This window comes from Streptomyces iranensis (assembly GCF_017874715.1).
Taxonomy (GTDB): Bacteria; Actinomycetota; Actinomycetes; order Streptomycetales; family Streptomycetaceae; genus Streptomyces; species Streptomyces iranensis.
On sequence record NZ_JAGGLR010000021.1, the window covers coordinates 40,214 to 53,142 of the forward strand.

The 12,929-nt window shown below is 72.2% G+C and carries 11 protein-coding genes; 2 read left to right on the forward strand and 9 right to left on the reverse strand.

All coding sequences use genetic code 11. The features are described 5' to 3' along the window. Window positions 1-61: 61 nt before the first annotated feature. Both J2Z30_RS33530 and J2Z30_RS33535 read left to right on the forward strand, forming a co-directional pair. Window positions 62-979, forward strand: coding sequence for an ABC transporter ATP-binding protein (locus J2Z30_RS33530; protein ID WP_044572200.1), 918 nt, complete (start codon window positions 62-64; stop codon window positions 977-979). Beyond that, window positions 976-2,628: an ABC transporter permease gene (locus J2Z30_RS33535; RefSeq protein WP_044572202.1), complete on the forward strand. Its 1,653-nt coding sequence runs from the start codon at window positions 976-978 to the stop codon at window positions 2,626-2,628. Before J2Z30_RS33530 ends, J2Z30_RS33535 begins: the two co-directional genes overlap by 4 nt. Before the next feature lie 99 nt (window positions 2,629-2,727). Here the strand turns inward: J2Z30_RS33535 and J2Z30_RS33540 are convergent, their stop codons facing one another. From J2Z30_RS33540 to fbaA, 9 genes are all read right to left on the reverse strand, one after another. Beyond that, window positions 2,728-3,951, reverse strand: coding sequence for a cytochrome P450 (locus J2Z30_RS33540; protein ID WP_044572203.1), 1,224 nt, complete (start codon window positions 3,949-3,951; stop codon window positions 2,728-2,730). Window positions 3,952-4,026: 75 nt separating this feature from the next. Then, the gene (locus J2Z30_RS33545; RefSeq protein ID WP_044572205.1) at window positions 4,027-4,731 is read right to left on the reverse strand and encodes a response regulator; all 705 of its coding nucleotides are present in this window, start codon (window positions 4,729-4,731) and stop codon (window positions 4,027-4,029) included. After that, the gene (locus J2Z30_RS33550) at window positions 4,728-6,149 is read right to left on the reverse strand and encodes a sensor histidine kinase (protein WP_044572207.1); all 1,422 of its coding nucleotides are present in this window, start codon (window positions 6,147-6,149) and stop codon (window positions 4,728-4,730) included. Before J2Z30_RS33550 ends, J2Z30_RS33545 begins: the two co-directional genes overlap by 4 nt. 90 nt (window positions 6,150-6,239) lie before the next feature. Continuing rightward, window positions 6,240-7,166 (reverse strand): alpha/beta hydrolase, encoded by a 927-nt coding sequence (locus J2Z30_RS33555; RefSeq protein WP_044572209.1) that lies wholly within the window; start codon window positions 7,164-7,166, stop codon window positions 6,240-6,242. Between the two features lie 3 nt (window positions 7,167-7,169). Beyond that, window positions 7,170-8,492, reverse strand: a complete 1,323-nt coding sequence (gene kynU / locus J2Z30_RS33560) for a kynureninase (RefSeq protein ID WP_245388736.1) — start codon at window positions 8,490-8,492, stop codon at window positions 7,170-7,172. Then, window positions 8,485-9,327 carry a tryptophan 2,3-dioxygenase family protein gene (locus J2Z30_RS33565; protein ID WP_044572211.1) on the reverse strand — a complete coding sequence of 281 codons (843 nt, stop codon included), beginning with the start codon at window positions 9,325-9,327 and terminating at the stop codon, window positions 8,485-8,487. Before J2Z30_RS33565 ends, kynU begins: the two co-directional genes overlap by 8 nt. A 288-nt stretch (window positions 9,328-9,615) precedes the next feature. Next, window positions 9,616-10,029, reverse strand: coding sequence for a DUF3151 domain-containing protein (locus J2Z30_RS33570; protein ID WP_014178261.1), 414 nt, complete (start codon window positions 10,027-10,029; stop codon window positions 9,616-9,618). Window positions 10,030-10,092: 63 nt separating this feature from the next. After that, window positions 10,093-11,655, reverse strand: coding sequence for an MFS transporter (locus J2Z30_RS33575; RefSeq protein ID WP_044572214.1), 1,563 nt, complete (start codon window positions 11,653-11,655; stop codon window positions 10,093-10,095). Window positions 11,656-11,762: 107 nt separating this feature from the next. Then, window positions 11,763-12,785, reverse strand: coding sequence for a class II fructose-bisphosphate aldolase (gene fbaA, locus J2Z30_RS33580; protein ID WP_044572215.1), 1,023 nt, complete (start codon window positions 12,783-12,785; stop codon window positions 11,763-11,765). Window positions 12,786-12,929 lie beyond the last annotated feature (144 nt).

A 12,929-nucleotide genomic window follows, 5' to 3' on the forward strand; every position in this document is an offset into this window, starting at 1 on the left:
TCATAAGTTTATATGGTTCCTTAACTTCACAAATTTGTGAAACTAGCGTAGCTTCGAAATCATGAAAACGGCAATCTCCGTGTCCGGCCTCCACAAGTCCTTCGGCCGGACCCACGCGTTGGACGGCCTCGACCTCGAAGTCGAGGCAGGTGAGGTCCATGGCTTCCTCGGGCCCAACGGCGCCGGGAAGTCCACGACCATCCGGGTCCTCCTCGGGCTGCTCCGCGCCGACTCCGGCGCGGTGCAGATGCTCGGCAAGGACCCCTGGCACGACGCGGTCGACCTCCACCGCCACATCGCGTACGTCCCCGGAGACGTCACCCTGTGGCGCAACCTGAGCGGCGGAGAGGTCATCGACCTGTACGGGCGGCTGCGCGGTGGTCTGGACACCGCACGCCGCGCCGAGCTCCTGGAGCGGTTCGAGCTCGACCCCACCAAGAAGGGCCGTACGTACTCCAAGGGCAATCGCCAGAAAGTCGCCCTGGTCGCCGCGTTCGCATCCGAAGTGGAGCTGCTGATCCTCGACGAGCCGACCTCCGGGCTCGACCCGCTCATGGAGGAGGTCTTCCGCGAGTGCGTCGCCGAGGAGCGCGACCGCGGTCGTACGGTGCTGCTCTCCAGCCACATCCTCAGCGAGGTCGAGGCGCTCTGCCGGAGGGTGAGCATCATCCGCAAGGGCCGGCGGGTGGAGTCCGGCACCCTCACCGAGCTGCGCCATCTGACCCGTACGTCGGTGACCGCCGAGCTCGCCGGCGAGCCCAACGGCCTGTCCGGCCTCCCCGGTGTGCACAACGTGGACATCCAGGGCAGCCAGGTCAAGCTCCAGGTCGACTCCGACAAGATGGACGCCGTGCTGCGGCAGCTCACCCAGGTCGGGGTGCGCAGCCTCATCTCCACCCCGCCCACCCTGGAAGAGCTCTTCCTGCGCCACTACCAGGACGACATCACGCGCACGGAAGCCGAGGCGATCGCCCGATGACCGCCGTAGCCGACGCCCGGGTCTCCCCCCGCGCCCGCGGATCGGCCCACGATCTGGCGGGCACGGGCACGCTGCTGCGGCTCGCCCTGCGCCGCGACCGGATCATGATGCCGGTGTGGGTGCTGTGCCTGGGGCTCACGGCCAGCAGCACCGTCGGCCGTCTGAAGAGCGCGTACGACACCCCCGCCCGCCGCACAAGCCTCGTCGAGGACATGAACGGGAACGGCTCGACCCGGGCCCTGTTCGGCGCCGCCTTCGACGACACGCTCGGCGCGCTGACCGTCTGGCGCGTGGGTGCCTTCCTCACGGTGTTCGCCGCGATCATGAGCCTGCTCATCGTGATCCGGCACACCCGTGAGGAGGAGGAGACCGGCCGCCAGGAGGCGCTCTCCGCGGGCATGGTCGGCCGCCGCGCGGGGCTCACCTCGGCCCTGCTCGCCGTGGCCATCGCCAACGGCGCGGTGACCCTGCTCATCGCGGGCGGCCTCGCGGGCCAGGGCGGCACCGGCGCGCTGGCCCTCGGCCTCGCCGTCGGTCTGTCCGGTATGGCCTTCGGCGGTCTGGCCGCCGTCGCCGCCCAGCTCACGGAGAACGCACGGCTGGCCCGGGGCCTGAGCTCCGCCGCGGTCGGCGTCGCCTTCGTGCTGCGCATGGCGGGTGACGCCGCCGAGGACGGCAGCAGGGGCTCCGGTCATGTCCTGGTCTGGCTCTCGCCACTGGGCTGGGCCGAGTACGCCCGGCCGTACGCGGACGAGCGCTGGTGGCCGCTGCTGCTGATCGCCGTGCTCGCCGCGGCCTCAATCGCCCTCGCCTACTCCCTCGCCGGGCGTCGCGACGTGGGCGCCAGCTTCTACGCCACCCGTCCCGGTCCGCCGGCCGCCGGCCCGCTGCTGAGCGGCGTCTACGGCCTGGGCTGGCGGCTGCAGCGCGGTGCCCTGTTCGGCTGGGCCGCGGGCTTCGTCTTCGCGGGCGCCATCTTCGGATCCATCTCCGACGGTGCGGACGACTTCCTCGGCGACAGCGACCAGACCCGCGACATCATCCAGCGGATGGGTGGCGCCCAGGGGCTCAACGACGCGTTCCTGGCCGCCATGGTCGGCGTCCTCGGCACCATCCTCACCGTCTACACCACCACCTCAGTGCTGCGGCTGCGCGGCGAGGAGACCGACCAGCGCGCCGAGCCCCTGCTGGCCAACGCCGTCGGCCGGCTGCGCTGGGCCGGGAGCCACCTGGTCATCGCGTACCTCGGGCCGGTCGTCATCCTCGCCATCGGCGGTCTGGCGCTGGGGCTGGGCTACGGCGTCGCGGCGGGCGATCTGGCCGACCAGCTCCCCCGCTGCCTCGGTGCCTCCCTCGCCCAGCTCCCGGCGCTGTGGGTGCTCACCAGCGTGACGCTCTTCCTCGTGGGCGTGGTGCCGAAGTACTCGGCCGCGGCCTGGGCCTTCGTCGGCTGGGTGGTCGCCCTGGGCTGGATGGGCCCGGCGCTGGAGCTGTCCGACTCCGTCATGGACACCTCGCCCTTCAGCCATCTGCCGAAGCTGCCGGGCGACGAGGTGACGGCCGCACCGTTCCTGTGGCTGCTGCTCCTCTCGGTCGTTCTCGCCGCCGGAGGACTGGTGGGTATGCGCCGCCGTGACATCGGCGGCTGACCCCCGTCGGCCCACCACGTCCCGGCAACCGCCCCCTGTTGTCCACAGGCTGTGGACAACAGGGGGCTCGTTTGTCCCGGCCGCCTTCACCGGCTCCGCTCAGAGCTCGACCTGGAGCTCCCGCAGACCGCGGATGACGAAGTTCGCCCGCCGCTCCGGCTCCTTGACCAGCCGCAGTCCGGGCGCCTTGCGGAGCAGGGCGCCGAAGGAGGCGATCAGCTCCAGACGGGCCAGCGGGGCGCCCAGGCAGTAGTGGATACCGGCGCCGAAGCTGATGTGGGGGTTGTCCGTACGGGAGAGATCGAGGGTGTCGGGGCGGTCGAAGCGGGCCGGGTCGCGGTTGGCCGAGCCGAAGAGCAGCGCGACCTCGCTGCCGCGCGGGATGACCGTGCCGCCGACCTCGATGTCCTCCAGCACCCACCGCTCGAAGAGCTGGAGCGGGGTGTCGTAGCGCAGCAGCTCGTCCACGGCGGTGGGCAGCAGCGCGTCGGGGTCGGCGCGGAGCAGGGCGAGCTGCCCGGGATGGCGGAAGAGCGCCCACCAGCCGTTCCCGGTGGTGTTGACGGTGGCCTCGTGGCCCGCGTTGAGCAGCAGCACACAGGTGGAGATCATCTCCTGCTCGGTGAGCCGGTCGCCCTCGTCGTACGCGGCGATGAGCCCGCTGATCAGATCGTCTCCCGGGGCCTTGCGGCGCGCCTCGATCAACTCCCGCAGATACGTGGAGAACTCGACGGACGCGCGCACGGCCCGGTGTGCCGTCTCCTCGTCCGGGCTCAGCTCGTACATCCCGCAGATATCCGCCGACCAGGGACGCAGGGCGGGGCGGTCGGCGGGCGGAATGCCCAGCATCTCGGCGATCACGGCGACCGGCAGCGGTTCGGCGACCGTCTCGATGAGATCGCCGCCGCCCGAGGCGACGAGGGAGTCGACGAGTTCCTCCGCGAGCCGCTGGATCGTCGGCACCAGCGCCTCGACCGTCCGCGGGGTGAACGCCTTGGAGACGAGCCGCCGCAGCCGGGTGTGGTCCGGCGGTTCCAGATCGAGCATGCCGTGGTCGTTGAGGGTATGGAACGGCTCGTGCTCGGGCGGCGGCGCGGTGCGGCCGAACTCCTCATGGCCGAACCGGTGGAGATAGGTGCGGCCGAGCCTGCGGTCCCGCAACAGGGCGCCGACGTCCGCGTGACGCGGGATCAGCCACTGGCGGGAGGGCTCGAACCAGTGCACCCGGCCGCGCTCGCGCAGCTCGGCGTAGGCCGGATACGGGTCCACGACGAATGACGGCCGCCAGGGATCGAAGGCGGGGGCTTCCGCGCTGCTGCTCATCCCCGGACGGTACCGCCGGGTCCGGCTCGCCCTCCAGAGGTCGCCGGCTGCCTCCAGGGGGCGGGTCAGCGCTCATCAGCCCCCAGGCGTCACCAGGCGGACCTCGTAGGCGAACACCGCCGCCTGGGTGCGGTCGCGCAGTCCCAGCTTCACCAGGATCCGGCTGACATGCGTCTTCACCGTCGACTCGGCGACGATCAGCCGCTCGGCGATCTCGGCGTTGGAGCAGCCCTGGGCGACCAGCACCAGCACCTCGTTCTCCCGCTCGGTCAGCTCGGCCAGCCGCCCCTGTGGCGAAGGGGGCGGACCACCGAACCCGGCGGCCTCGCCGATCCGAGAGAACGTGCTGATCAGGCGCTTGGTGACGGTCGGGGCGAGCAGCGCCTCGCCCGCCGCGACGACGCGTACCGCATCGCCGAGCTGCCGGGCGGAGGCGTCCTTGAGCAGAAAGCCGCTCGCTCCGGCGCGCAGCGCCTGGTAGACGTACTCGTCCAGGTCGAAGGTGGTCAGGACGAGCACCTTGGCGTCCGCGTCCGCCGCGACGATCTCGCGGGTGGCCTCGAGGCCGTTGATCTCCGGCATCCGGATGTCCATCAGGACGACATCGGGGCGCAGCGCGGCCACCTGGGCGATGGCCTGGCGCCCGTCGACCGCCTCGCCGACGACCTCGATATCGGGCTGGGCGTTCAGCAGCACGGAGAAGCCCTCGCGCACCATCACCTGGTCGTCGGCGATCAGCACGCGGATGGGAGAGGGGAGTGAGGGGGCGTCGGTGGTCATGGCTTCATCGTCTCCCCCTCCGGCGCGGGCCCCTTCTTCAGCCCCGGCGCCTGGCCCGATGGATCCGGCGCGTGCCCCTGCTTCGGTGCCGACGCCTCCGGTCCGGACGCCTCCGCTTCGGGGACCGCGGCGGCCGGGATGAAGACCGCGACCTCGTAGCCGCCGTCCTCCTCCACTCCGCCCGCCGTCATCTCCCCGTTCAGCATGGCCACGCGCTCCCGCATGCCGAGCAGGCCATGGCCCATGCCCGGCGAGGGCCGTACGGCCTGGGTGGGCGGGCCGTTGACGATCCGCAGGCCCAGACCGCCGAGAACGTACGCGACTTCGACGCGGGCGGTGCTGCCGGGCGCGTGCCGCAGCGCGTTGGACAGCGCCTCCTGGACGATCCGGTACGCGGACAGCTCCACCCCGGAGGGCAGCGGCCGTACGGCGCCGGTGGTGATGTGCTCGACGGTCAGCCCCGCCGCCCGCACCCCCGCGAAGAGCGTGTCGAGGGTGGCGAGGGTCGGCTGGGGCGCCTCGGGGTCGGCGTCGGCGTAGGCATCGGGATCGTCGGCGCGGACGACGCCGAGGACGCGGCGGAGTTCGGTGAGCGCGGCGACCGCGTTCTCACGGATGGTCGCGAAGCTGGTGGCCAGCTCCTCGGGCGGGTTCGCCACCCGGTAGGGCGCCGCCTCCGCCTGGATGGCGATCACCGACATGTGGTGCGCGACGACATCGTGCAGCTCACGGGCGATGGTCGCGCGCTCCTCCAGCAGGGTGCGGCGGGAGCGCTCCTCGTGGGTGGCCGACTGCTGCACGGCGACCTGCTGCTTGGTCTCGCGCAGACTGCGCCGGGCGACGACGGCGCCCACGATGACGCAGGAGGTGATCACCATGGGGAAGGCGTTCGTATGCTGCCCATCGGCGCTGAAATCGCAGACGACCCCGAGCACCGCCGTGAGCAGCAGCATCTGCCCGGCCACCCGCGGGCGGTTCTGGCTCGCGACAATCACCATCACCGCGATGTGCGAGGCGAAGAGCGTCGCCGGCCAGGGCCACATGCTGCTCCAGACCGGTTCGGGGGCGCCCAGGCTCCAGAAGACGCTCGCCGCGAAGGACAGCCACCAGGCGCCGACCGGCCGGTAGAGGGCCACCAGCAGGGGTACGGCACTGAGCAGGGCCAGTCCCATGCCCTCGGTTTCACTCGCCACCGCCATGAGATAGAAGGTCCCGACCACGATCGCGGCATGCGGCAACCACGGCGCGTGCGGCCGCACCGCCCGGGGCATCTGGCGCACCAGCGGATGGGTGGCGGCCAGCGGCGCCACCGGGCGGAGGGCGAAGGAGCCGGTGATCAAGTCCTTCCGCAGATCGGAGAACGCCCGGCGGATGGTGCGGAGTTCGGTCCGCGGAATCGTCTCAGTCACGCCGTCCACGGTAGAGAGCGGGCGCCGCGGCGTCGTCCCCGGGAATGCGGATTGTGCGGTGTCCGTCTGAAGTACTACGTGGCGGGGCCCGGCTCGGTGTTACGTGGCCGCGTCTGTCCCCGCCAGCCGGGCGATCTCGTCGGCGACGGTGTGCGCCGCGGGCGTCGTGGGGTCGATGGGCGGGAAGTGGCCGCCGTCGCTCCTGATCAGCCGCACGTCCTGCCCGGCGCGGGCCGCCGCCTCCACGAAGGCGTCCGCGACCGCCGGGGGCACATCGATGTCGGTGCCGCCCTGCACGATGGTGGTGGGGATCGCGGTGGGCAGCAGCGCGGCGGGGTCGGCGAGGCCCAGCCGAACCGTCAGCTCACCGCCACCGCCATTGCCACCGCCACCGCCATTGCCTTCGCCTTCGCCTTCGCCTTCGCCGAGGAGTTCGTCGACGGCGCCGGAGCAGACGTCCAGCGCTCGGGCGGTGGCGAGGTCCGCGATGGGGGCTAAGGCGACGACGCCGCGGAGCGGGGAGGGGGAGGCCAGATGCCAGGGAGTGCCGGACGGCAGCCGATGCCGGGCCGCCGCCCACAGCACGGCGTGCCCGCCCGCGGAGTGCCCGGTGAGCACCACGCGCTCCGGGTCGGCCCCGGTGAGCCCGAGCTCCCGGACGAGGCCCGGCACGGTGTCCACGGCGGCCGCGATGTCGTCGAACGTCTCCGGCCACCGCCCGGCCCGCGCGGGGTCCGTCCCACCGCGCCGGTACTCGACGGACGCCACCGCCAGGCCCCGCCCCGCCAGGAAGGCGGCGAAGGGCGAGACATGGCGGCGGTCGTAGGGGACGCGCCAGGCGCCGCCGTGGAAGAGGAGGACCAGCGGGGCGGGGCGGGCGGCCCCGTCCGTCCCGGGTGGCGGAAGGTAGAAGTCCACCACCTGGTCCGGGTGTTCGCCGTACGCGGCGGTCCGGGCCGGTGCCACGGGCGCGAGCCCGAAGACCGACGTCTCCTCGGCCGCCGCCCCCGCCGTCGCCCCGCCCACCGGTCAGCCCTCCTTCAGCACATCGGCCAGCACCCGCGCCGCCCGCTCCACCTCGGCAAAGCCCGTATAGAGCGGGGTGAAGCCGAAGCGCAGCACATCGGGGCGGCGGAAGTCGCCCACGACACCGCGCCGCACCAGCTCCGCCATCACCTCCCCGGCCTCCCCCGCCGCCGCGCACCGCAGCGCCACCTGGCTGCCGCGCTCGGCGTGCGCGACGGGGGTGATCGACCGGACGCGGCCCGCCGGGACGTAAGTCTCGACGCAGCGGAGGAAGAAGTCCGTCAGGGCCAGGCTCTTGGCCCTGACGTCCTCGATCGGCACGCCGTCCCACACCTCGAGCGCGGCCTCCAGCGCCAGCGTCGAGAGGATGTCCGGGGTGCCGACGCGGCCGCGGACCGCGCCGTCGGCCGGGGTGTAGGCGGAGGCCATGCCGAAGGGGTCGGCATGCGAGTTCCAGCCGGGCAGCGGCGAGTCGAAGCGGGGCTGATGGGCCTGGGCGACATACAGATACGCGGGCGCGCCGGGCCCCCCGTTGAGGTACTTGTACGTGCAGCCCACCGCGAGGTCCACGCCATGAGCGTCCAGCCCGACCGGCAGGGCGCCCGCGCTGTGGCACAGGTCCCACACCACGAGCGCGCCCGCGGCGTGCACGGCGGCCGTGGTCCCGGGCAGGTCGTGGAGGCGGCCGGTGCGGTAGTCCACGTGGTTCACGAGCGCGACGGCGGTGCGCGCGCCGACGGCGGTCGGGACGTCGCCCGCGGCCACCGGCCGCACCGTACAGCCGGTCATCCGGGCGGCGGACTCGGCGATATAGCCGTCGGTGGGGAAGGTGGCCTCGTCGACCAGGATCTGATCCCGGTGGGCGCCGCGCTCCTGGGCGATCCGTACGGCCGCGACGACCGCCTTGAAGACGTTCACGCTCGTCGAGTCGCCCACCACGACCTGGCCGGGGCCCGCGCCGACAAGTCGGGCGACGCGGTCGCCGATCCGCTCCGGCGCGGTCCACCAGCCGCTCTCCTCCCAGGAGCGGATGCGCAGCTGCCCCCATTCGCGGGCGACCACATCGGCCAGCCGGGGCGGGACGGCGCGGGGCAGCGCGCCCAGCGAGTTGCCGTCGAGGTAGACCGTGTCGTCGAGGGTGAAGGCGTCGCGCTTGGCGCGCAGCGGGTCGGCCGCGTCGAGCCTGGCGGCCTCGTCGGCGGGAGCGGTCCCGGGCGGGCCGGGCTCGGCCGCACCCGGCTGAGTGGCGGTCGGCTCGGCACCGGTCGGCTCAGCACCGGTCGGCTCGGTACCGGTCGGCTCAGCCGGAATCGTCGCGTCAGACATGGCTACGCGCCATCCACAGCTCGGGGAAGACGTTCTTGGCCGCGCGCTTCTCCAGCCAGGCGACCCCGGCCGAGCCACCCGTGCCGGTCTTGGAGCCCATCGCCCGCCGCGTCGCCACCAGGTGGTCGTTGCGCCAGCGCCACACCAGCTCGGCGACCTCGGTGAGCGCCTCGCCGAGCCGGATCAGCTCGCTGTCGCGCGGGCCGGAGTAGATCTCCTCCCAGACCCGCTCCACCCCGGGATCCGGTTCATGGCGCAGGGCGGGATCGCGGTCCAGCACCTCGGCCGGGACGGCGAGGCCGCGGCGCGCGAGATGGCGCAGCACCTCGTCGTAGAGGCTGGGCTCGGTCAGCGCCTTCTCCAGCTCGGCGTGGACTCGCGGCGCGCCCCGGTGCGGGACGAGCATGGACGCGGACTTCTCGCCGAGCAGGAACTCCAGCCGCCGGTACATCGCCGACTGGAAGCCGGAGCCCTCACCGAGCGCGGAGCGGTACGCGTTGAACTGGCCGGGGGTGAGATGGGCCAGCGGTGTCCACGAGGCGTTGAGCGACTCCAGCTCGTAGGCCGAGCGCTGGAGCGCGGCCATCGCGGTGGGCAGATCGTCCTCGCGCAGCGCCTGCGCGGCGGTCTGCCACTCATGGACGATCACGGTGAACCACAGCTCCATGACCTGGGTGGTGACCAGGAACACCATCTCGCCGGGGTCGTCGGAGAGGGGGTGCTGGAGGTGGGTGAGCACGGACGCCTGGACGTAGTCCTCGTACGGCGTGGTGCCGTCGAAGTCCAGATTCGGGGCGTCGGACTCGGCGTGGTCAGGGACAGGTTGCTGCGACATCGCATCTCCTGAGTACTGCTCGCTACCGGGTAGCGGTCCGCCCCATCCCTTCGGTCTCGGAGCCCCGGTCCCCTCGGGGCCCACAGCCGAAGGGGCCCCGCACCGCATCATCCGCGCAGCGCGGAGGATCGGCAAGTACGGAAGGGGCCCGTGGGGCATACGACACCCCACAGGCCCGGTGCGCCTCGCGCTGTCCCAGCGGATCAGGAGAGGCGAGATCAGGAGATGTGAATCAAGAGACGTGGATCAAGAGACGTGGCTCAGGAGACGTGGATCAGGAGACGTGGATCAGGAGAGCGTGTCCGCCGCGGTCGGGGAGCTCTCGCGCAGGAAGGTGGAGCAGCGCTCGTACTCCTCCTGCTCACCGATGGACTGCGCGGCGCGCGCGAGCGCGTGCAGGGCGCGCAGGAAGCCCCGGTTGGGCTCGTGCTCGAAGGGCACCGGGCCGTGGCCCTTCCAGCCGCTGCGGCGCAGGGCGTCGAGCCCGCGGTGGTAGCCGGTGCGGGCGTACGCGTAGGACTCGACCACCCGGCCGGCCTCGAACGCCTCGTCGGCGAGTTGCGCCCAGGCGAGCGAGGAGGCCGGGTACTTCGCGGCGACCTCGGCCGGGGCCGCGCCGGAGGCGAGCAGCTCGCGCGGCTCCGGGTCGTCAGGCAGATGGGTCGGGGGCGGTCCCCCGAGCAGATTCTCGTGAATGGCCATGGGTTCCAGTCTGCCTGGTCCGGGGCCCCACCCGACACGCTCAAGCCATGAGGAGGCCGCGGCTCAGGTACGGGGGCTTCGCTCGCCCGGGTCCAAGGGCGGCGCGGACACCCCGCAGTGGTAGGCGCACTCGGGGCGGCAGGGCGGCCCCGCAGCCCGCGCGACGCCCTCGGCGACCTCCGCCGGTACCGCGGCCCCGGCCCTCTCCGGCTCCGCCCCCACCTCCGCGCCCGCCTGCTCCAGCGCGTCCGAGCGCACCGTGCACCAGGCGAGGATCGCCCCCAGCACCAGCACCCCGGCACAGATCGGCATCGCCCGCCGGAAGGTGCTCGAGAAGGCGTCCGCCGATCGGTACGCCTCCGGGCCCATCCCCGCGAGCAGCGGCAGCGCCGCCACCGCGACCAGTCCGGCCGCCCGCGCCGCCGCGTTGTTCACACCGCTGGCCAGGCCCGCTCGGGCGACGTCCACCGAGGCCAGGACGGTCGCGGTGAGCGGGGCGACCACCACGACCATGCCCAGGCCCAGCACCAACAGCGCGGGCAGAATGTCCCGCCAGTACACCGCCCCCACCCCGGCCCGGGTCATCAGCAACATCCCCGCCGCGCACAGCAGCGGGCCGACGGTCAGCGGGATCCGCGGGCCGATGCGCTTGCCCAGCTCCCCCGAACGGGCCGACAGCAGCAGCATCAGTGTGGTCGTGGGCAGCAGCGCGGTACCGGCGGCGAGCGCGGAGTAGCCCACCACCACCTGGAGGTCGAGCACCGAGAGGAAGAAGAAACCGCCGAAGGCCGCGTAGACGCACAGGGTCACCACATTGACGGCGCTGAACTGCCGGGAGGCGAAGATGGAGAGCGGCAGCATCGGCTCGCGCAGCCTCCGCTCCACGACGATGAAGACCGCCCCCAGCGCCAGTCCGGCGACGCCCGGAACCACCACGACGGGCGACGCGCCCTTCTGCGGCGCGGCGATCAGCGCATAGGTGACCAGGGCGAGGGCCGCCGCCCCCAGCACGGCGCCGAGGACGTCGAACCGGCCGCGCGGCTGCGGATCGCGGGTCTCCGGTACGTGGCGCAAAGCCACCGGCACACACACCGCCGCCAGCGGCACATTGATGAAGAACACCCAGCGCCAGCCGGGCCCGTCCACCAGCCAGCCGCCGAGGAACGGCCCGATCGCCGCCCCGATCCCGCCGAAGCCGGACCACAGCCCGATCGCCCGCGCCCGGTCATCGGCGTGGATCACCGACTGGATCAGCGCCAGCGACCCGGGGGTGAGCAGCGCCCCGCCGATGCCCTGGAACGCACGCGCGGCGATGAGCACCCCGGCATTCGGCGCCAGCCCGCACGCCAGCGAGGCCAGCGCGAACCACACCACCCCGACGACGAACACCCGCCGCCGCCCGAACCGGTCCCCGAGCGCCCCGCCGAGCAGGATGAGCCCGGCGAGGGTGAGCATGTAGGCGTTGACGGTCCACTGCAGTACGGGGAGATCCGCGCCCAGGTCGAGGCCGATGCGCGGCAGGGCGACATTGACGACGGTGCTGTCGAGCAGGGCCATGGCGGAGCCCAGCACGGTGGTGAACACCAGCCACCGCCCGGCCGGCACGGACAGTCGCACACCTGCCATACCTGGATCATGCCCCGGGCGGCGCCCCCGGGGCCAGCCCAGAACGCAAACGGGCCCGGGGCTCGCCGGGAAGGCGAGCGCCGGGCCCGAAGGGGCGAGCCGAGAAACTACTTCAGCTTCGTCCCGGTGGACCGAAGATCCGCACAAGCCTTGGTGACGCGCTCAGCCATCCCCGTCTCGGCCAGCTTGCCCCAGCTCCGCGGGTCGTACGTCTTCTTGTTGCCGACCTCGCCGTCGACCTTCAGCACCCCGTCGTAGTTGCGGAACATGTGGTCCGCGATCGGACGGGTGAAGGCGTACTGGGTGTCCGTGTCGAGGTTCATCTTCACCACGCCGTTCTCCAGCGCGGTGCGGATCTCCTGCTCCGTGGAGCCGGACCCGCCGTGGAAGACGAAGAAGAACGGGTCCTGCTTGCCGTACTTCGCGCCGACACCGTCCTGGAGGTCACGCAGCAGCTCCGGACGGAGGACGACATTGCCCGGCTTGTAGACGCCGTGGACGTTGCCGAAGGAGGCGGCCAGCAGGTAGCGGCCCTTGTCGCCGAGGCCCAGGGCCTCCGCGGTGCGCAGGGCGTCGTCCACCGTCGTGTACAGCTTGTCGTTGATCTCGTGCGTGACGCCGTCCTCCTCGCCACCGGTCGGGGTGATCTCGACCTCGAGGATGATCTTCGCCTTGACCGCCTCGGCCAGCAGCTCCCGCGCGATGTCGAGGTTGTCGGCGAGGGTCTCGGCGGAACCGTCCCACATGTGGGACTGGAACAGCGGGTTCTGGCCCTTGGCGACGCGCTCCTGCGAGATCTTGAGCAGCGGACGGACATAGCCGTCCAGCTTGTCCTTCGGGCAGTGGTCGGTGTGGAGGGCGATGTTGACCGGGTACTTCTCGGCCACGACATGCGCGAGCTCGGCGAGGCCGACCGCACCGGTCACCATGTCCTTCTTGTACTGGCCACCCAGGAACTCGGCACCACCGGTGGAGATCTGGACGATGCCGTCGCTCTCCGCCTCGGCGAAGCCGCGCAGGGCGGCGTGCAGAGTCTGCGTCGAGGTCACGTTGATCGCCGGGTAGGCGAACTTGCCCGCCTTCGCCCGGTCGAGCATCTCGTTGTAGATCTCAGGGGATGCGATGGGCATCTGACCGCTCCTTGTATGTGCGGGTTAGTCGTACTTGGCCCTGACCTAGGGGCGACGTCATCGTCGGGGGCCATAATCCCAGACTCCGCCGATTGCTCCACACGGCGCACGCCGAGACCACACGGACGGGGGCGGGTGGTTTCA